A 17602-nucleotide genomic window follows, 5' to 3' on the forward strand; every position below is an offset into this window, starting at 1 on the left:
CGTGTCTCCTTACCCCCAGATCTGAGCTATCTGGCGTTTAAATTCGCGAGCAGCTTCTACCGGGCTGGCGGCATCACGAATACTACGCCCTGCGATAAAAACATGGATCGGAATGCCGGCGAATAAGGGGAGATCTTCCAGAGCCAGGCCCCCAGTAACGGTGACGTTGAATCCCATTTCGGCGAGGCGCTGGATGGATCGGATATCCGACTTGCTCCAGGCAATACCTGCTGCTTGCGCATCGCGGCTACGGTGATAGACAACCTGCTGAATACCGATATCGCGCCACGCCTGTGCCTGTTCCCACGTCCAGAAACCGGTGAGTTCGATCTGCACATCACCGTTAAATTCACGTGCAACTTCCAAGGCTCCTGACGCAGTATTAATGTCCGCGCAGCAAATTACCGTGACCCAATCCGCCTGCGCTTCAAAACACATACGCGACAAAATTTTCCCGGCGTCAGCGATTTTTGCATCCGCCAGAACAATTTTGTGGGGGTAGAGCGCTTTCAGATCGCGCACGGCACGTACACCTTCTCCCACGCACAGGATGGTGCCAACTTCAATAATATCCACCTCTTCGGCAATCAAGCGGGTGGTCTGATAAGCATCGGCTAACGTCTGGTTATCCAGTGCGACTTGTAACATGGGTAAATGGGACATCAAAGCTCCTTAATCAGCAATTGCTGTGGTTGAACGATCAATCAAGTCCAGTACCTCTTGCTCGTTGCGGCAGGCGCGTAAACGATCAAAATTGGCTTCATCTTCAAAGAGATTGACGATTTGCATAATGCCGATCTCCTGATGTGTGGCGGCATCGACGGCAGCCATCGTAATCAGGATATCCACCGGATCGTTATCTTCATGGTTGAATATCAATGGCGTTTGCAACGTGACCAGTGCAAAACCTGTACGCTTCACGCCTTCTTCCGGGCGACCGTGCGGCATGGCCAGGCCGGGCGCGATGACAAAGTAAGGGCCGAATTTTTTCACACCGTCCAGAATCGCCTGGTAATAACGTGGTTCGACGACATCGGCGGCCACCAGAAGATCGACACCCATTTTCACCGCCTCCTGCCAGGTGTCGGCTTCGGCCTGTAGGCGAATAGAGCGGTTTTCTGATAATGAATCGCGTAATTTCATGCATGCTCCTCGTGTTGACGACTGCGCTGCGTGTGACGACTAAGCTGAAAATGCTAGGACGATTTTAGAGCGGCAGGGAAGTGCGCCTCGATGACGTCTAATAGCTTGGGACCAAAGTCTGCGGCTGATAGCATGTTGCGTACACCGACGACATATTTATTGCCGCTGACGGTGATTTCATCAGCGACGTGAGTGGAGGCGATGATAATGTCCGCTCCGCTTAGCTCTGCTTTGTATTCACCGACAGCGCAGCTATTCAGCGTGTGGTCGATGCCTTGCTGAGTCAGAAATTGCCCTACCTTCATTTTCATAATCATGGAGCTGCCTTGTCCGCAGCCGCACACCGCCAGAATCCGTACTGTCATGATGATGTCTCCAGTATTAGTTTGTGAGGTTTTCAGTGAGTTTCTTTTCTGCATCTTCCTCGGCGCGCAATGTGCGGCTAGCAAAGACCATATAAATCAAAGCGATGATTACCACCACGCCCATAAACCACAGTCCGAGCGTTAACCCTTGCATTAGCGGTGGTGCAAGAATTGACCAATCTGCCATTCCCATCCATGCACTCAGTCCGGTCAACTTGACAGCCCAGACGCAGCCAAAGATTTCAATCATCCCCATCACCAGGCAGATTTTCAGCGCAGCACGCCAGCCGCCAAAGTGATTGGCAAACACGCCGATAGTCGCATTCGAGAAGAACATCGGGATAAAGCCGGGAATGATCATGATAGGCGAACCAATACCCAGCAGGATGCCGACAGCGATCAATTGCCCGATGGTCCCCCACATGAAGCCCCAGACCACGGCATTGGGCGCAAAGCTATAAATTGCTGCACAGTCGATCGCCAGCACTGCACCGGGTATCAGGCGCTGAGATATCCCGTTAAATGCCTCCGAAAGTTCAGCAACGAACATGCGTACACCTTGAACGATGATGAAAATGGCGACGGCGAATTGGAAGCCTGTCTGGAGGATGTAGATTGACCAATGTGTTTTACCCGCCATCTGCTGCACGGTATCGAACCCGAAAGATAGCAGGATGGCACCAAAGAATATGGTCATGACGATCGCGGTTGAGACAATGTTGTCGTGAAAGATGTTTAGCCAGCCGGGCAGCTTGAGATCTTCTACGCTCTCTTCTTTTTTGCCCAGATAGGGGGCGATTTTGTAGGCCAGCCAGGAGGCGAACTGTTGCTGATGACCAATAGAAAAACCGCAGCCATCTGTGACGTCCTGAGTGGGTTTATACATCATGTTGGAGGTTATGCCCCAATAGAGGGAAACCAGTACGGCAGTGCAAATAATGGTTGTCCACATCGGATAGCCGAGTATGTATAAAAACACCGCGATCAACCCAGCCTGCTGAAACATGATGTGACCGGTGAGCATAATGGTACGGATACCCGTCAGCCGTCGCAGCAGGACGTAAAAGATATTCAGCGCCAGTGCCAGTAAGACGGCGTAACCCACCCAACTGTAGGCATCGCCCATGCTTTCAATTGTTGCCATCATTGAAGCATAGGTGTCTGAAATTGCGCCGTTTATTCCATAAACTGATGACATTTTTGCGACAACGGGTTTGAACGTACTGGTCAGGATGCCGGCCCCTGCCTGCAAGAGCATAAAACCGATGATCGTTTTGATCGTGCCTTTAATGATTACTGTGGTGCTTTTGCGTAGTAACAAATAGCCAATCATCGTGACGATCCCCAGCAGCAGGGGGGCGTTCGTCATGACCTGATTAAAAAAAATCGTGAAGATGGTATAGAAAATTTCCATAAGCACTCCGTTCGGATTTTGTTCATCCCGTTGCGCGTTAGTACCGCCACGCATTTCTGTAGGGCACCTTAACTCTATCAATCACAAGTAATCATAAAAAGATTTTTATTGATTTTTTGCGAGAGGCTTCGCAATTATTTTTTCTTATCAGACAACTAATCTAAATTGAGAATTGTTTTTTATTTTTTTAATTAAATCAGTGATTTGGTATTTTTATTGCGTAGGGATTCCTTTTGAATATCTCAGGAATAACAGAAGGTGACCACTATTATTGCTTATGTGGTAATTGAGAGTGTGATTAAGGCATGATACTTTGTGATTAATTTTATCATAGTTAGTTTTTTTGTGATTATTTTATGACGCATTTGATAATGTACCCAACTGCTGAGTGAGGTTTGCATAATGAGTAAAATTGACAGTATTACCCGCGAGTCATGGATTTTGGACACGTTTCCAGAGTGGGGAACGTGGCTGAATGAAGAAATTGAGCAGGAGCAAGTCGCCCCTGGATCGTTTGCGATGTGGTGGCTGGGTTGTACCGGTATTTGGCTGAAGTCAGAAGAAGGGGCGAATATTTGCGTGGATTTCTGGTGTGGTACCGGTAAGCAAAGTCACGCCAACCCGTTAATGAAAACCGGGCACCAAATGCAGCGTATGGCCGGCGTGAAAAAACTACAGCCCAATTTGCGCACGACGCCGTTTGTGCTCGATCCTTTCGCAATTCGCCAGATTGATGCCGTTCTGGCTACGCACGATCACAATGATCACATTGATGTGAATGTAGCAGCGGCGGTGATGAAGCATTGTGACAGCAGTGTGCCTTTCATCGGCCCGGAAAGTTGCGTGAATATCTGGACTGGCTGGGGAGTGCCGCGTGAACGCTGTATTATTGTGAAACCGGGTGATGTGATTACCATCAAAGATGTGCAAATTCACGCCCTGGATGCGTTTGACCGCACGGCTCTGATTACGTTGCCTGTGGAAGAAAAAGCGGCAGGTGTACTGCCGGATGGCATGGACAAGCGTGCAGTTAACTACCTTTTTAAAACGCCGGGCGGCAATCTATACCACAGCGGGGATTCACACTATTCAAACTACTATGCCAAACATGGCAATGAGCATCAAATCGACGTGGCGCTGGGTTCCTATGGTGAAAACCCCCGCGGTATTACCGATAAAATGACCAGTTCAGACATGCTGCGGATGGCTGAAGCGTTAAATACCAAAGTTGTGATTCCGTTCCACCATGATATTTGGTCAAACTTTCAGGCTGACCCGCAGGAGATCCGCGTACTGTGGGAAATGAAAAAAGACCGTCTGAAATATGGCTTTAAGCCTTTTATCTGGCAGGTGGGCGGGAAATTTACCTGGCCGCAGGATAAGGACAACCTGGAGTACCATTATCCACGGGGCTTTGATGATTGCTTCACAATAGAGCCAGATTTACCGTTTAAGTCCTTCCTTTAGACACATTGATTCGGGCACGCAAGGGTGCCCGAATTTGTATTCAGGTGCATATTATCTGGCTGTATTGATTCCATGACGCGAATCTTTGCGTACTTTTGATAAGTTATGATTCAAAATATAGCAAGTGCTCACTATAATCTGCGTTCAGAATCTTTCAAATGGGGCAAGCATGACTGAATCTCAACGCCAAAACGCCATCATCGATTTTTTGCAGCGTAGGGGGCAAATTACCGTTGCCGATCTGATCGAACAATTCGAGGTGTCTCCGGCGACGGCACGTCGTGATATCAACAAACTTGATGAGAGTGGCAGGCTCAGAAAGGTGCGTAATGGCGCGGAGGTCGTGACGATCCCGCGGCTGGTGTGGACGCCGTTAACCATTTATCAGACACAGCATCTGGATGAAAAAATGCGCATCGCCAAGGCGGCCGCGCAACTGTGCCAGCCGGGAGAGAGTGTCGTCATTAACTGTGGCTCGACCGCATTTCTGTTGGGTCAGGAGATTTGTGGTAAGGATGTGCAGGTGATTACTAACTACCTGCCTCTGGCGAATTACCTGATTGAGCAGGAGCATGACAGTGTGGTTATCATGGGTGGGCAATACAACAAAAGCCAGTCCATCACGCTGGCACCACAGGAGCGAGACGCCAGCTTGTATGCAGGACATTGGATGTTCACCAGCGGTAGAGGGTTGACGGTAGATGGGTTGTATAAAACGGATATGTTGACGGCAATGGCTGAGCAGACGATGCTCAACTATGCCGGAAAGCTGGCCGTTGTGGTTGATAGCAGTAAGGTTGGAGAGAGGGCAGGAATGTTATTTAGCCGAGTCGACCAGATTGATGTCGTGATAACCGGTAATGAAGCCAATGCGGAGATTGTGAACCAACTACGTAATTTGGGGGTTGAGGTTATTTTGGTGTAATACCGTGATTTATCCTCGCTCTTTATCTGGTTTTTGTGGCGTAAGAACGCGCTACAATGGTGCCAGTTATTCTCAAAACTCCGCCATTATTAACAAGGTTGTCATTTCCGATGGAACAATTTGAAGCAATTAGCCTTGAGCACGCCCATTCTCGCTGGCAGGACGGAGGCGTTGTCGTTGATATTCGCGATCCACAGAGCTTTGCCGTCGCCCATGTTCCCGGCGCGACGCACCTGACGAACGAAACGCTGTCTGACTTTGTACGCGGAACCGACTTGGCAGCACCGGTCATGGTGATTTGCTACCACGGTATTAGCAGCCGCAATGCGGCACAGTACCTGATTAGCCTTGGGTTTGATTCGGTGTACAGCATTGATGGTGGCTTTGAGGCCTGGCAACATCGCTATCCGCAAGACACGGTATCTGCCAGTTAAAAAAACGGCGTGTCCGTATCTTCGGATGCGCCGCCGTCTTGACGTCAGGGATTACTGCGGGTTTGCCGTGGATCCGGAATGTCGGAATACCTGTATGATGCTCTTCGCTTGCATGATGACCACCAGTAGGAAAAGCACGGCCAGAAAGGCGGAAATCGGGCGTTCTATGAAAGCCATTAGATCACCGTCGGATTTCAGCAGGGAAGAAAGCAGGCTTTTTTCCAACATTGGTCCCAGCACCATGCCCAAGATGACGGGCGCAATGGGGTAGTGATGTTTTTGCAGGAAATACCCCACGATCCCCATTACCAGCATGACCACTACTGATGCCATTGAGTTATTCATGGCGAAGGCACCGACAATACTGAACACGATAACCACCGGATACACGATATCCTTATTCACGGAAATCAGTCGTTTCAGGAGATTCACCACCACCAGTGCCAGCGGGAGCAGGGCGAGGTTGGCGATAAAGAACAGGATAAAAATGGCGTAGAGCTTTTCGGGATGGAAGATAAATAACGACGGCCCCGGCTGCATGTCTTTCATATACAGTACGCCGATGACAATGGCGGCAACGGAATCGCCGGGAATGCCGAATACTAACGTCGGAATATAGCTGCCAGCCAGACTGGCATTGTTGCTGGATGAAGCGTTGATCAATGCTTCTTCCGAACCCTTACCGTATTTTTCCGGCTGGCGGGAAAATTTTTTCGCTACGGCATACGAGATCCAGGCGGCGATGTCCGCGCCAGCGCCGGGTAGAACCCCAATCAGCGTGCCGATGGCGCTACTACGCGCGATACCGAGGCGATTCTTTTTTAATGCCGGGCGAACGCCGGAAAGAATATTGAATGATGCCTTCTCCTTTGGCTGTGAAGTCACGCTGGGCGATGGTGAGTTTTCGCGGTGACGGTTGGCGTAGTAATCAATGGCATTCGCGATAGCAAACATACCGATCATCGCAGGAATGAAGCTGATACCCTCCAGTAGCGCGACCTGCCCAAACGTAAAGCGGGGTTGTCCTGTAAATTCATCATAGCCGATGGTTGCCAGTACCAGCCCCAACAAGAGCGCCATCAAGCTCTTGACCACATATTGTCCAGAAATCAACGTAGAACAACTTAGCCCCAGCAGGGCCAGCCAGGTGTACTCGAATGAACTGAACTTCATCGCAAAGGAGGCCAGCAGCGGGGACGCGAATGTCAGCACTATCGCGCCGATGATACCGCCAATCACGGATGTGCTCAGGCCAAGCCCCAGAACATAATTGGTTTTCCCCTGCTGGCTTAGCGCGTAGCTGTCGTCCACATAGGCCGCAGAAGCGGGTGTACCAGGAATACGCAGTAGTACGCCGGGAATATCGCCCGCGTAAATCGTGGAGGCGCCAACAGAGATCATCATCGCTAAGGCGGGGATAGGATCCATGAAAAAGGTAAAAGGCACCAGCAGCGCCACAGCCATGGTGGCCGTCAGGCCAGGGATGGCTCCGACAAACAAGCCGAATAACCCTGCGGCGAAGATAGCAATGATAGCATTGAGCGTAATGTAATCGCTGGCGTTAATCAGGATATCCATTGTCATGTTTCCTTAAAAAAGAATACCGGCAGGGAGCGGTACCAGTAATACTTTGGAAAACAGGTAGTAAATACCAGTCGAAAGCACCACCGCTGCAACGGCGGCGGGGAGCCTGTGTTGAGGAAGAAAAAAGACGAATAGTCCTGCCATGATAAGGCTGGTTGTGAATATAAATCCTATTATATCAACAATATATATATAGAAGATCACCGTGCATGCTACTAACACTACGCTCAGGATGTCACGGCGTGCGGTTCCGGATGAGGAAGCGTCGGCTTTTAACCGCACCGTGATGAAATCCAGTAATGAAAGCAGCCCGATCAGAATACCCGTAATGGCTGGCATAAACCCTGCGCCAAACGTGGCGACATCGCCAAGCTCAATGAAGGCATAGGCGGCGACGCTGAGGCCAAATAGCAGGAAAATCAGAGGGAGTAATGATTGTAGTTTCGGCATGTTGTTCAGGTGCCATTTTCATGGCACCTGCCTGTTATTTAGCATCAGAAAGCAGGCTACCAAACTGGGCGTCTTCATCTTTCATGAACTGATAGAGCGCATCGCCGTATAGCTCGCTCACTTCAAATCCTTGGTTTTTAGCGAATTTTTGGAGTTCGCCTCCCTCATACACTTTCTTCATTGCCGCTGTTAGCTTCTCGCTAATGTCCGCTGGCAAGCCTTTCGGCGCGGAGAGCACGTTCCATGTAGTCAGTGACCAGTCATAGGGTGTGGTCTTGTTGAATACGGGGATGGCGGCATACAGTTCGGAGGCCTGATCGGACATGATTGCGAGATGACGTACCATGCCTGCATCAACCATGCTTTTGGCCTCGCCGGGCGACGAAGTGACGAAATCAACGCCGCCGGATACCAGCTCCTGGAGGGCGGCGCTAGCACCCTGCGATGGAATAAAGCGGACCGCATTTTCCGGTAGGTTGGCACTTTTTAACATACCGAGGGTGTTCAAATGCCAGACGGATTTCAACCCACTGCCGGAGGCACGCAGTTTACCGGGCCGTTGTTTTATTGCGTCGATCAGTTGATTGGCATTCTGGTAAGGGGAGTCTTTGGCGACCTGTAAGCCACCATAAATCACGGCCAGACGGCTGATCGGTGTGTAGTCCTCGTAGCTCAGATTAGTCATTTTCTGGTGGTGCATCATTGCGATTTCTACGGTCACTACCCCTAGCGTATAGCCATCAGGCTTGGCACGGTGGATGGCGTCGTGACCCACTACGCCGCTGCCGCCGGTACGATTGACGACATTCACGTTCACGCCCAGTTCTTTTTGCAGACCCTGAGCAACCAAACGTGCCACAGTGTCCGTATTTCCCCCCGCGCCCCAAGGCACGATAATCGTAATCGGTTTCTCCGGCCAGGCCGCAAAAGCGGAGCAGGAGAGGAAAAGTGTACTTAATGCCATTAACCGGATGCGTTTCATTATCGTTGCTTCCTTTTGTAGAGATATGAGGTAAAAGGCAGTTAGTTAATCTGTTTTATTTTGTTGTTGTAATGTGCGGTGCCAGTGCGGATTTGCTCAAGAAGAACAGCCAACCCCCAATGTTTTTCCAGCACATCATCTTGATTGACCCGGCAGTGTGCGCTGCTGAAGGTGCCCTGGTGTTGGTGATAAATTTTGGCGTTCTTGGGGTAGCCCAACGTTTCTGTCACGGCGGCAAGTGAGAGGAATGTTGCCAGTTCCTGCGCCAATTCAGGATCGCGAGCATGGTGATGATATAACCACCGGTAAAGCTCGGGATGGAAATTGGTAAACACGCCGCTAAAGCCTCTGGAACCGGCTTTCATTGCTTCAAAGGCAATGGCAGCGTTGGCATTGATGATATTCAACGGCGTGCCGGCCGTTAACGCCACGCGATGAATGACGGTAGGCAAATCGCAACTTACGTCTTTTAACACAACAAAACGGCTGGTTTGAGCACAGTAATTCAGTTCTTCATCGCTTAGCAGGCGACGGTAAGGTGCCGGACATTCATAGAGTCCCAGCGGTATATCTGGCGGAAGCGCAGCAAGCAGGCGGTTCAGCGTGGCGTAAAATACCTCACTGCCTTGATTGTGAGGGTCAAGGTGGTTGGTAACCAACACCAGAGCGTCAATGCCGGTTTCCGACATCGCGCGCAGTTCGTGAATCTGCTCCTCAATATCGTCACTGACGTGGCCTGATGCGATGACGGGCACTCGGCCATTGACCTTTTCGACGACAAAACGTGCCAGCGCCACACGCTCCGGCAAGCTAAGAAACAACATTTCACTCGACTGACAAACGGCGAACAGCGCATCGACCCCCTTAGCCAGATACCAGTCGATAAGTTTCTCCAGACCGGGATAGTCAATGTCATTGCTGTCGGTAAAAGGGGTCAGCATGACGGGTACAATTCCATTGATTTCTTTCATTATTTACTCCTCACTGAATAATCTTATTTTACCCTCAATGAGGGGGAATGCTGCGCGAGCCGAGCCTTGACCTGACGATGTTCTGGCATGTTGGCGGCACCTTCGCGTTCAACGGCCAGCGAGGCAAAGGCGGAGGCGTAGGTCGCGGCCTGAACGAGGTTTTGCCCGTTGGCGATGGCGGCGGCGAATGCGCCGTTAAAGGCGTCGCCAGCACCGGTTGTATCAATACTGAGTGCGGGAAAGGCGGGAATATGTTGAAACTGTTGGTTATCCAACAGCAGTGCGCCGCGCGCACCCATCGTAATGATGACGCACCGTGCACCGAGTTCGGCGATCTTCATGGCCGCGGTTTTCGCGCTATCCAGATCGTGAATGTCTACCCCAGACAGGAGTGAGGCTTCGGTTTCATTTGGCGTAATCACGTCGATGTAGTCGAGATACGGCAGGATGTCGCCGGAATAGGGTGCAGGATTGAGAATCACTTTTTTACTTAACGCGCGTGCCAGTTTCATCGCGTTTAAGGTTGCGGAGAAATTATTCTCCAACTGGAGTAGCAGGACATCGGCGTGTGATAGTTCTGGGGTGATGGCCGCCACCTCATCTTCATTAATCGTCTGATTAGCGCCAGGATAAATAGCGATCATGTTCTCGCCGTTTTGCTGAGAGACATAAATAATGGCGTTACCCGTTGGCTCCGTTTCGGATTGATAGAGTGTAAAAGAGAGAATTTCAGATGAGGCAAGATGATCGTAGGCGAATTGGCTGAATTGATCTTTGCCGACCTTTGAAACGAAATGGACGCGCGATCCCGCTCGGCTGGCGGCCATTGCCTGATTCGCGCCTTTGCCGCCGGGGCCTAATGTACTGCCCTGTGCCATGAGCGATTCGCCGCCTTTTGGGAAGCGATCAACCTTGGCGACAATATCGACGTTAAAGGATCCCAGAATACATACCTTGCCGTTCATCTTGCTTCCTTTGTTTCTGGTGGTTTGCGGGTGTCGCTGTTTTCCTAAACGCTTAAGCAGTACGTCAAAGTTTTCACCGTTGGTGGTGATGAGCTCTGACTGCAAACTGCGGCGCGTAACGATGGCGCCGCCATGACAGCGCTGGATCAGGCTCATATTGGCTAGTGCGTTTAAGTCACTACGGATGGTTTCGCGGGTGACAGAGAATTCTTTTGCTAAAAATTCAACGCTTGCGCGCCCGTGTCTGTCCAGATAGGTCAGGATTCGATTTCGCCTTTCTTCAAGAAACATACGTCCTCTCCCTGTAGCTATTTTGGAGAGTAAAATAGGTAGAATGATTAAAAAGTGACTAATGTCATGAGAAACAAGTTGAAACGGAAGTAAACAAAAATAAATAATTTCGTTGCATTAAAGGGGGGTGGGGTCGCATTTGTTGTTACATTTTACGAGATTCCCGTTATAAACGAGGGTGTTGGACAGGCTGTGAATGACGATTCGCTTGCCTGCTTGACCTTGATATGTGTTATTTTTACGCGCAATCTGCCTACGATACGGTGAATAACTCTTATGGCCATCCGCGTTATCGCTCTCTCCAACCCGCGCCTGGCGCAGGCATTCGTTGATTACATGCGCACGCAGCAGGTCCATCTGGAAATGCGCCCTCAAGGGCATGAAGCTGAACTGTGGCTGGAAGATGAAGCCCAACTGAACAACGTTCAGGAAGCGATGGAGATTTTTCTGCGTGACCCGACAAACCCGCGCTATCTGGCGGCCAGTTGGCAAACGGGATCGATGGATACCGGTATTCAATACCAGCGTTATTCTTACTTGCAGACGCTGAAGCAAAAAGCAGGGCCGCTGACGCTATCCGTGATGGTCGTGACGATTGCGGTGTTCATCCTGATGCAAATTTCAGGTTATGAGAGCGTGATGACGTGGCTTGCGTTCCCGGCAGAAGGACAGCAGCTACAGCTGTGGCGCTGGTTTAGTCATGCTTTGTTGCACTTTTCTCTACTGCATATTTTGTTCAATCTGATGTGGTGGTGGTATCTGGGAGGGCCGGTTGAAAAAGTGTTGGGAACCGGCAAGCTGTTGGTCATCACGCTGGTTTCTGCGCTGGTGAGCGGCTGGGCGCAGTCCTGGTTTAGCGGCACCTATTTTGGTGGTATGTCCGGCGTGGTTTATGCCCTGATGGGGTATGTCTGGCTTCGAGGGGAAAGAGAGCCTGATGGCTATTTATCCATGCCGCGCAGTCTGATGGCCTTCGCTTTACTGTGGCTGGTCGCCGGATATTTCGATATTTTAGGCATGTCGATCGCGAATGCCGCGCATGTGGCTGGGCTGGTTGTCGGGCTATTGATGGCCTTTTGGGACACGTATAATAAAACAAACCCCCGGTAAATCGGGGCGTCTTAGGGGATAAATGTGAAGCAGACACAACGGCATGACGCCATTATTGAACTGGTGCGTCGGCAGGGGTATGTCAGTACAGAAGAGCTGGTGGATCATTTTGCGGTGAGCCCGCAGACCATTCGTCGCGATCTGAACGATCTGGCCGAACAGAATAAGATCCATCGTCACCACGGTGGTGCGGCCTTGCCATCCAGTTCAGTGAATACGGCCTATCATGACCGTAAAATGATGTGGTCGGATGAAAAAGCGCGCATTGCCCGTCGGGTGGCGAGCCAGATCCCAGACGGGGCCACCTTGTTTATTGATATCGGCACCACGCCTGAAGCGGTGGCCTATGCGTTGATGCAGCATAAAGATCTGCGCGTGGTCACCAATAACCTGAATGTGGCAACGCTGCTGACGGCAAAAGAGGATTTTCGCCTGATTTTGGCCGGTGGCGAAGTGCGCACCCGCGATGGTGGCATTATGGGGGAGGCGACGCTCGATTTTATCTCTCAGTTCCGTCTGGATTTCGGCATTTTGGGCATCAGCGGTATTGACATGGATGGGTCATTACTGGAGTTTGATTACCATGAAGTGCGCACAAAACGGGCGATTATTGAAAATTCTCGCTGCGTCATGCTGGTGACAGATCATTCCAAGTTCGGCCGCAATGCGATGGTGAATTTGGGTAACATGGATTTGATCGACTATCTTTTTACCGACCAGTCACCACCACCCAGCGTACTGAAAATCATTGAACAACATAAGGTACAGTTGGAGTTGTGTTGAGTCCGATGTGCCTTTTCCATGATGGACAAAGGAGGAGGCACGATGTCAGATTCTTCAAACCAGTCTGGTTCTTCACAAAAGTCAGGATTGTCAAAACGTTCAGTGGCTGCAAAAAAGTCAGATGCTTTGACGCAGCCTGCTTCCCCCACTCATTCTGCCATCGCCTTTGATGCACCACAGTTTGCCGCCGCGCTGCTCCGTCAACAGCGGCTCGGTGGCGTCGCTTCCCTAAAGGCGATGACGCCAGTGCAGTGCTGGCGCGCCGTCAGCCTCGCGCTGGCCGAACAGTTGCTGACGCACACCGCGTCGCCAACGCCTCCTGCTTCCAATACCAATACACCTCAGCGCCATGTGAACTACCTCTCGATGGAGTTTCTGCCTGGCCGCCTGACGGGCAACAACCTGCTGAATTTGGGCTGGTATGACGCCGTAGCCAACGCGCTGGCTGAGCAAGGGCTGAACCTGAGCGATATTCTGGAGCAGGAAACCGATCCGGGTTTAGGCAACGGTGGATTAGGTCGGTTGGCATCCTGCTTTCTGGACTCGATGGCAACGGTAGGGCAGCCTGCAACGGGTTACGGCCTCAATTACCAGTATGGCCTGTTTCGCCAGCATTTTGCGCAAGAACAGCAGCAGGAAACGGCTGATGACTGGCAACGTGACTCCTACCCGTGGCTTTTACCGCGAGCGGAGCTGGCGGTGGATGTTGGGTTCGGCGGGCGTTTGCAACCCCAGACCGACGGGAGCCTGCGCTGGCTGCCGGATACCGTTTTCAGGGGAGAAGCCTGTGATTTACCCGTGATTGGCTATCACAACGGTTCCGCCCAGCCGCTGCGCCTGTGGCGTGCGACGCATCGTGATCCGTTTGATCTAACCTTATTCAATGAAGGCCACTATCTGCGTGCGGCGCAGGCGGGAATTTCCGCTGCCAGCCTGACCAGCGTGCTGTACCCGAATGACAATCATGCGGCGGGCAAACGCTTGCGCCTGATGCAGCAGTATTTCCACTGTGCCTGTTCGGTCGCTGACATCCTGCGCCGCCACCTTAACGCGGGGCGGGCGTTATCGGCGTTGCCGGACTATGAAGTCATCCAGCTTAATGATACTCACCCGACGCTGGCGATCCCTGAATTGATGCGGCTGTTGCTGGATGAACACCAGATGTCGTGGGATGACGCGTGGTCGATAACCGGGCGTACCTTTGCCTATACCAACCATACGCTGATGCCCGAAGCGCTTGAGCGCTGGGATGAACGGCTGTTTAGTCGTCTGCTTCCCCGCCATCTGTCGATTATTCGGCAGATTGATACACAGTTTAAGGCGCAGGTTGAACGCAAATGGCCCGGCGATCGGCTGGTGTGGGCGAAGCTTGCCATCCGCCACCAGCGGCAGATTCGCATGGCAAACTTGTGCGTCGTGAGCTGCTTTGCGGTCAACGGCGTGGCGGCACTGCACTCGGAACTGGTGGTGAAAGATCTGTTCCCTGAATACCATCAACTCTGGCCGACCAAATTCCACAACGTCACCAACGGCATTACGCCACGTCGTTGGCTAAAGCAGTGTAACCCGGCGCTGTCTGCGTTGATCGACGACACGCTGCATACACCATGGGTGAATGATTTGCCCGCGTTGCAAGGGCTGGAACCCTACGCTGATGATGCTGATTTTCGTGAGCGTTATCGACAAATCAAGGCCGATAATAAAACGCAGTTGGCGACCTATCTTCGCCAGCAGTACGACATTGTGGTCGATCCACAGGCGTTGTTTGACGTGCAAATCAAGCGATTGCATGAATACAAGCGTCAGCATTTGAATCTACTTCATATTCTCGCGCTATATCGTCAATTGCGTGACAATCCGCATCTGGATATAGTGCCGCACGTCTTTTTGTTCGGTGCCAAAGCGGCACCGGGCTATGTATTAGCGAAAAACATCATTTATGCCATTAATCGGGTCGCTGCGGTCATTAATCACGATCGCCGGGTTAACGATCGCCTAAGGGTCATCTTCCCGGCGGACTATCGCGTATCGCTGGCTGAACGGATGATTCCTGCTGCTGATGTGTCTGAGCAGATTTCGACGGCAGGTAAAGAAGCGTCCGGCACTGGCAATATGAAGCTGGCGCTGAACGGGGCGTTGACCGTCGGTACGTTGGACGGGGCGAATGTAGAAATGGCGCAGCAGGTCGGCGAGGACAATCTGTTCATTTTCGGCCACACCGTGGAACAGGTCAAAGCGTTACAGGCTCAGGGTTACGAACCGGCTGACTACCTTGCTGCGACGCCGCTGCTGCGTGAAATACTGAGCGAGCTGGCGAGCGGCGCGTTCAGTCATGGGGATAAAGACGCGTTTGCCCCGCTGCTGGATAGCCTGCTGAAACTGGGCGACCCCTATATGTTAATGGCCGATTTTGCACCGTATTGTGAGGTGCAGCAGCGTGTTGATGCGCTATATCGTGAGCAGGATGAATGGACGCGCCGCTGTGTGCTGAATACTGCCAGAATGGGGATGTTCAGTTCAGACAGAGCGATTCATGATTACCAGACGCGCATTTGGCAGGCGCATCGTTAGGAAAAGGAGAGGGTATTCAAGGTGGATAAACTGGCAAGCCAACAGACAGGCATCGCGGAAAGCTATACCGATGCCTATGGCAAAGAGCACATTGTTGCGGCCGCAATCAGAAATCAGATTCAGGCAATGATGGACGTTTCTGATAGCGGCAATGCGCCCTTGCCGCCTGTTCGTGTCTTTTTGCAAGGCCGGGATGCGGTCATCGAGCTTGCTGGTCGCGGTGAATACCTCTGGACGCTGATGTATGAAAATGGCGGTCAAATCCAAGGTCAGATAACGGGCGGCTCAACGTTGGCTCTGCCGGGCGTGCTGCCGCTGGGTTACCACTACTTGACGCTGGTGCAGGCCGACCAGCGCTGGAGTTGCCGGATTATTGTCGCGCCGCACCGTTGCTATGAACCCGAAGCTTTACAGCAGGGAAAACGCTGGTGGGGCGTTACCGTCCAGCTTTATACCTTGCGCTCGCAGAACAACTGGGGCGTGGGGGATTTTGGCGATCTGCGCCAACTGGTGGAACAAATTGCCCGACGTGGCGGTGCTTTTGTAGGGCTGAACCCGCTGCACTCGCTGTATCCCGCCCTCCCTGAAGCCGCAAGCCCTTACAGCCCGTCATCCCGACACTGGCTGAACATTATTTATATCGATGTGAATCGAATCGATGATTTCCAGCAGAGCGGTGAAGCGCAGGCGTGGTGGCATCGTGAGGATACGCAAAGTGCGGTTACGTCGCTACGGGCAGGTCGCTGGGTCGATTATGAGCCGGTTACGCAGCTTAAGTTGACGGCCCTGCGGCTGGCGTTTCGCTATTTTACTACCCGCAGTACGCTGGATCCGCGCATTAGCGCCTTCCGTCAGTTTGTTGTCAGTGGCGGGCAGAGTCTGCAACTCCAGGCGACGTTTGATGCGTTGCAGGCCTACCTGAAAAAGCAGGGTGAGAACTACGCGGACTGGCATCAGTGGCCTGCCAGTTATCATGATGTACACAGTGAAACCGTGAAGTCATTCCGCCGTGAAAACAGCGATGAGATTACGTTCTACAGCTGGCTACAATGGGTGGCGTATGAGCAGTTAGCGGATTGCTACGCGCACAGTAAGCAGCTTGGTCTGCCGTTAGGTCTGTATCGCGACTTGGCCGTTGGTGTCGCACAGGGCGGCGCGGAAACCTGGGACGAACGACAGCTATATTGTCTCGATGCTTCTATCGGTGCACCGCCGGATCCACTTGGACCGCAGGGACAAAATTGGCAGCTTGCGCCAATGAACCCCACCATGATGCAGCTTCGAGGCTATCAACCTTTTATCGACGTACTGCGCAGCAACATGGCGCACTGCGGTGCATTGCGCATCGATCATGTGATGGCGCTTTTACGCCTGTGGTGGATTCCCAAAGCGGAGTCAGCAGGCAACGGGGCTTATGTGTATTATCCTGTCGACGATCTGCTGGCGGTACTGGCGTTGGAAAGCCAGCGTCATCGCTGCCTGATTATCGGTGAGGATTTAGGCACGGTGCCGCCGGAAATTGTCAGCAAGCTGCATGACTATGGTATTTATTCCTACAAGGTATTGTTCTTTGAAAAGGACGACGAGAATCACTTCCGCGCACCTGAGGATTATCCGCGCCAGGCGATGGCTACTATCACCACTCATGACCTCCCGACGTTACGTGGCTACTGGCAAACGGTGGATTTATCGCTTGGGCGCGAGCTAGGGCTTTACCCTGCGGAGTCGTTGTTGCAGGAGCAGATGCAACAACGTGAAAAATCCAAGCAGGGGTTGCTCAACGCGTTACATCATTACGGACTATTACCGCAGCGTGTTGGCCGCAACTCGGCGCTGACGACAATGGGCGCACCGCTGAGTCGTGGCGTTCACCGCTATGTTGCAGATAGCGCCAGCGCACTGGTCGGGTTTCAACTGGAAGACTGGCTGGATATGGCGACGCCGGTCAACGTACCGGGCACCAATCGCGAATATCCCAACTGGCGGCGTAAGCTGACGCGTCCGCTGGAATCGATCTTCGCTGACCGCTGCCTTGAACGACTGGTTCGGGATGTGGATTTACGCCGCGGCGCGCCGATGAAAACGCAAAAAGCCTAATAACATAATGAGTACTTTTCCTCCCCTGAGTCGGGGAGGAAAGCAAAGAT

General features: G+C 52.0%; 16 protein-coding genes. 7 read left to right on the top strand and 9 right to left on the bottom strand.

Annotated elements, in window-relative coordinates:
- Positions 1-9: 9 nt before the first annotated feature.
- Genes KP22_RS13150 through ulaA form a run of 4 tightly spaced genes read right to left on the bottom strand, consistent with a single transcriptional unit; the run spans position 10 to position 2922 of the window.
- Positions 10-663: a 3-keto-L-gulonate-6-phosphate decarboxylase UlaD gene (locus tag KP22_RS13150; protein WP_156103737.1), complete on the bottom strand. Its 654-nt coding sequence runs from the start codon at positions 661-663 to the stop codon at positions 10-12.
- A gap of 9 nt (positions 664-672) precedes the next feature.
- Positions 673-1143, bottom strand: coding sequence for a PTS ascorbate transporter subunit IIA (gene ulaC / locus KP22_RS13155; protein ID WP_039304979.1), 471 nt, complete (start codon positions 1141-1143; stop codon positions 673-675).
- Between the two features lie 53 nt (positions 1144-1196).
- The gene (gene ulaB / locus KP22_RS13160) at positions 1197-1508 is read right to left on the bottom strand and encodes a PTS ascorbate transporter subunit IIB (protein ID WP_039304976.1); all 312 of its coding nucleotides are present in this window, start codon (positions 1506-1508) and stop codon (positions 1197-1199) included.
- Between the two features lie 16 nt (positions 1509-1524).
- Positions 1525-2922 (bottom strand): PTS ascorbate-specific subunit IIBC, encoded by a 1398-nt coding sequence (ulaA, locus tag KP22_RS13165; protein ID WP_039305341.1) that lies wholly within the window; start codon positions 2920-2922, stop codon positions 1525-1527.
- Positions 2923-3324: 402 nt separating this feature from the next.
- Here ulaA and ulaG point away from each other — a divergent pair, with 402 nt between their 5' ends.
- The 3 genes from ulaG to glpE all read left to right on the top strand — a co-directional run bounded on the left by ulaG (position 3325) and on the right by glpE (position 5748).
- Positions 3325-4389 (top strand): L-ascorbate 6-phosphate lactonase, encoded by a 1065-nt coding sequence (ulaG, locus tag KP22_RS13170; protein ID WP_039304973.1) that lies wholly within the window; start codon positions 3325-3327, stop codon positions 4387-4389.
- Between the two features lie 169 nt (positions 4390-4558).
- Positions 4559-5314, top strand: coding sequence for an HTH-type transcriptional regulator UlaR (ulaR, locus tag KP22_RS13175; protein ID WP_039304971.1), 756 nt, complete (start codon positions 4559-4561; stop codon positions 5312-5314).
- A 110-nt stretch (positions 5315-5424) separates the two neighbouring features.
- Positions 5425-5748, top strand: a complete 324-nt coding sequence (glpE, locus tag KP22_RS13180) for a thiosulfate sulfurtransferase GlpE (protein WP_039304969.1) — start codon at positions 5425-5427, stop codon at positions 5746-5748.
- A 51-nt stretch (positions 5749-5799) separates the two neighbouring features.
- On the opposite strand, the gene KP22_RS13185 is transcribed toward glpE, so the two are convergent.
- Genes KP22_RS13185 through rbsK form a run of 5 tightly spaced genes read right to left on the bottom strand, consistent with a single transcriptional unit; the run spans position 5800 to position 10991 of the window.
- Positions 5800-7326 carry a tripartite tricarboxylate transporter permease gene (locus KP22_RS13185; RefSeq protein ID WP_039324676.1) on the bottom strand — a complete coding sequence of 509 codons (1527 nt, stop codon included), beginning with the start codon at positions 7324-7326 and terminating at the stop codon, positions 5800-5802.
- Positions 7327-7338: 12 nt separating this feature from the next.
- Entirely contained in the window at positions 7339-7782 is a 444-nt protein-coding gene (locus tag KP22_RS13190; protein WP_039304967.1) for a tripartite tricarboxylate transporter TctB family protein, read from the bottom strand.
- A 34-nt stretch (positions 7783-7816) separates the two neighbouring features.
- Complete coding sequence (locus tag KP22_RS13195; RefSeq protein WP_052012524.1) at positions 7817-8764, bottom strand: tripartite tricarboxylate transporter substrate binding protein; 948 nt, start codon at positions 8762-8764, stop codon at positions 7817-7819.
- A 41-nt stretch (positions 8765-8805) separates the two neighbouring features.
- The gene (locus tag KP22_RS13200; RefSeq protein WP_039324679.1) at positions 8806-9735 is read right to left on the bottom strand and encodes a dihydrodipicolinate synthase family protein; all 930 of its coding nucleotides are present in this window, start codon (positions 9733-9735) and stop codon (positions 8806-8808) included.
- Positions 9736-9758: 23 nt separating this feature from the next.
- Complete coding sequence (rbsK, locus tag KP22_RS13205) at positions 9759-10991, bottom strand: ribokinase (protein WP_039324681.1); 1233 nt, start codon at positions 10989-10991, stop codon at positions 9759-9761.
- A 276-nt stretch (positions 10992-11267) separates the two neighbouring features.
- On the opposite strand from rbsK, the gene glpG reads away from it, so the two are divergent.
- From glpG to malQ, 4 genes are read left to right on the top strand one after another with little or no spacing between them, the layout of a single operon-like run.
- Positions 11268-12101, top strand: a complete 834-nt coding sequence (gene glpG, locus KP22_RS13210; protein WP_039304960.1) for a rhomboid family intramembrane serine protease GlpG — start codon at positions 11268-11270, stop codon at positions 12099-12101.
- A gap of 24 nt (positions 12102-12125) precedes the next feature.
- The gene (locus KP22_RS13215) at positions 12126-12884 is read left to right on the top strand and encodes a DeoR/GlpR family transcriptional regulator (RefSeq protein ID WP_005969330.1); all 759 of its coding nucleotides are present in this window, start codon (positions 12126-12128) and stop codon (positions 12882-12884) included.
- A gap of 42 nt (positions 12885-12926) precedes the next feature.
- Positions 12927-15455 carry a maltodextrin phosphorylase gene (gene malP, locus KP22_RS13220; protein ID WP_081926247.1) on the top strand — a complete coding sequence of 843 codons (2529 nt, stop codon included), beginning with the start codon at positions 12927-12929 and terminating at the stop codon, positions 15453-15455.
- Between the two features lie 21 nt (positions 15456-15476).
- Positions 15477-17552 (top strand): 4-alpha-glucanotransferase, encoded by a 2076-nt coding sequence (gene malQ / locus KP22_RS13225; RefSeq protein ID WP_039304957.1) that lies wholly within the window; start codon positions 15477-15479, stop codon positions 17550-17552.
- Positions 17553-17602 lie beyond the last annotated feature (50 nt).

Source organism: Pectobacterium betavasculorum, assembly GCF_000749845.1.
GTDB classification, from domain to species: Bacteria; Pseudomonadota; Gammaproteobacteria; order Enterobacterales; family Enterobacteriaceae; genus Pectobacterium; species Pectobacterium betavasculorum.

Excerpts from the sequence above, each read along its gene's own strand:
- glpE (WP_039304969.1), top strand. The coding sequence starts at position 5,425 with ATGGAACAATTTGAAGCAATTAGCCTTGAGCACGCCCATTCTCGCTGG.
- KP22_RS13195 (WP_052012524.1), bottom strand. The coding sequence starts at position 8,764 with ATGAAACGCATCCGGTTAATGGCATTAAGTACACTTTTCCTCTCCTGC.
- ulaB (WP_039304976.1), bottom strand. The coding sequence starts at position 1,508 with ATGACAGTACGGATTCTGGCGGTGTGCGGCTGCGGACAAGGCAGCTCC.
- ulaG (WP_039304973.1), top strand. The coding sequence starts at position 3,325 with ATGAGTAAAATTGACAGTATTACCCGCGAGTCATGGATTTTGGACACG.
- rbsK (WP_039324681.1), bottom strand. The coding sequence starts at position 10,991 with ATGTTTCTTGAAGAAAGGCGAAATCGAATCCTGACCTATCTGGACAGA.
- KP22_RS13200 (WP_039324679.1), bottom strand. The coding sequence starts at position 9,735 with ATGAAAGAAATCAATGGAATTGTACCCGTCATGCTGACCCCTTTTACC.
- malP (WP_081926247.1), top strand. The coding sequence starts at position 12,927 with ATGTCAGATTCTTCAAACCAGTCTGGTTCTTCACAAAAGTCAGGATTG.
- KP22_RS13150 (WP_156103737.1), bottom strand. The coding sequence starts at position 663 with ATGTCCCATTTACCCATGTTACAAGTCGCACTGGATAACCAGACGTTA.
- KP22_RS13185 (WP_039324676.1), bottom strand. The coding sequence starts at position 7,326 with ATGGATATCCTGATTAACGCCAGCGATTACATTACGCTCAATGCTATC.
- ulaC (WP_039304979.1), bottom strand. The coding sequence starts at position 1,143 with ATGAAATTACGCGATTCATTATCAGAAAACCGCTCTATTCGCCTACAG.
- ulaR (WP_039304971.1), top strand. The coding sequence starts at position 4,559 with ATGACTGAATCTCAACGCCAAAACGCCATCATCGATTTTTTGCAGCGT.
- KP22_RS13190 (WP_039304967.1), bottom strand. The coding sequence starts at position 7,782 with ATGCCGAAACTACAATCATTACTCCCTCTGATTTTCCTGCTATTTGGC.
- glpG (WP_039304960.1), top strand. The coding sequence starts at position 11,268 with ATGGCCATCCGCGTTATCGCTCTCTCCAACCCGCGCCTGGCGCAGGCA.
- ulaA (WP_039305341.1), bottom strand. The coding sequence starts at position 2,922 with ATGGAAATTTTCTATACCATCTTCACGATTTTTTTTAATCAGGTCATG.